We start from the raw sequence: 1,340 nt of genomic DNA on the forward strand, positions 1-1,340 counted from the left end.
AAGATGATGAAAGATTTCGTAATGCTATTGAAGGCAAATTCGGTCAGGCTAAGAGACGTTATGGACTTAATTGTATCATGACAAAACTTCCTGAAACATCAGAAAGTTCTATTGCAATTATCTTTTTAGTAATCAATCTTTCCACCCTGCTCAGGCAGGTTAACTGTCTTTTTTTGTCTTTATTTCTGACTAGATACAAATTAGGCTTCGTCATTGATTTTTCTATTGCTAAAATTGATATTACATCGTAGTTGTCAACAGAAAAACTTATCTTTTAAACAAGCTGATTATTGTCAATTTTTCCGCTGACTTTTTCAGCAAACCCTAGCTAGTTTCTTAAATACAGAAGTAGCTGATTTGTAACTCTTAGTACCTCTATCCCATTTTTCTAGAGTCTCTAAGACATCTTTTTGATTAACTGCCTTATCTTGTGGTAGATGCTTATAAAAGCGATTGTAGGTATCGTTCCAACTACTTAAATCACTAGGATTAGATTTGCTACGTTTACGTTTTCTTCTGTCTGTTCTAGTCCAGAAATCAGCTTCTACTACTGCGATCGCTTCAGAAAAAGTTAGTAAGTTATTTTCAACTTTACCTACTTCTTTAATTTCTTTTTCATACCATTCCCAAAACTCGGTTAAGCCAATGTCCTCTTTTAGCTTTTCAGCTACCTTATGAGCTTTACTTAAGGCTGATACCATACCATCTAGGGTAAAGCTACAGTTACAACCGTATTGTTTTCTGTTGACATCACCTATTTTAAACTGTAGAGCGATTGTATTACCTTTTTTGGTTAATCCTACTCCCCTAGGTGTTTGTTTCTGATATCTCTTGAAGTCTGCTAGTAACGTTTCGTAACCTATTTCATGGTTATAATTCTTACTCACTTTTTACTCACTCTTTACTCACTTTCGCTGTGTTTACCAGTGAGTAATGCTTTAAGCTTGCTTAACTACGTCAGTAAAAAGGTTGTTATAGAGTTCGAGTCTCTCATCGCCCATCTGAATTAAACATTAGGACTGACGAGACTTGTAATTTAAGGTTTGAGTTTGCCTTTTTGGCAAGATTATGCTCTAAAACTTAAGTGGCTCTAAATAATTGTTGTTTAGACTAAAAATAATCAGCAGAAAACAATTCAGACTGTTACCACGCCCTTCGGGCTGAAGTCAGGAGTCAGGAGTCAGGAGTCAGGAGTTAGATAAAGCCCGAAGTTGGTCTAGGTAGAGTCGAGGGAGAGTATTACCTCTCGCCCCTCTCTGTGAAATCTGGACGTACCCGTTTCCGTGTATCCAGCTTCCGAAAATCTTAGTCTTTACGACTGTTGCTCATGTGTATATAGT

At 36.6% G+C, this 1,340-nt stretch carries 2 protein-coding genes; one reads left to right on the top strand and one right to left on the bottom strand.

The window, feature by feature from the left end:
• On the top strand, positions 1–251 hold a 251-nt coding region (locus tag H1P_RS33385; protein ID WP_144875786.1), incomplete at its 5' end, for a transposase.
• A 63-nt stretch (positions 252–314) separates the two neighbouring features.
• On the opposite strand, the gene H1P_RS33390 is transcribed toward H1P_RS33385, so the two are convergent.
• A complete protein-coding gene (locus H1P_RS33390) occupies positions 315–887 on the bottom strand; it encodes a hypothetical protein (RefSeq protein WP_144875788.1) in 573 nt (190 codons plus the stop codon).
• Between the last annotated feature and the right edge of the window lie 453 nt (positions 888–1,340).

Origin of the sequence: Hyella patelloides LEGE 07179, from assembly GCF_900659865.1 — a bacterium.
In the GTDB taxonomy this organism is placed as follows: Bacteria; Cyanobacteriota; Cyanobacteriia; order Cyanobacteriales; family Xenococcaceae; genus Hyella; species Hyella patelloides.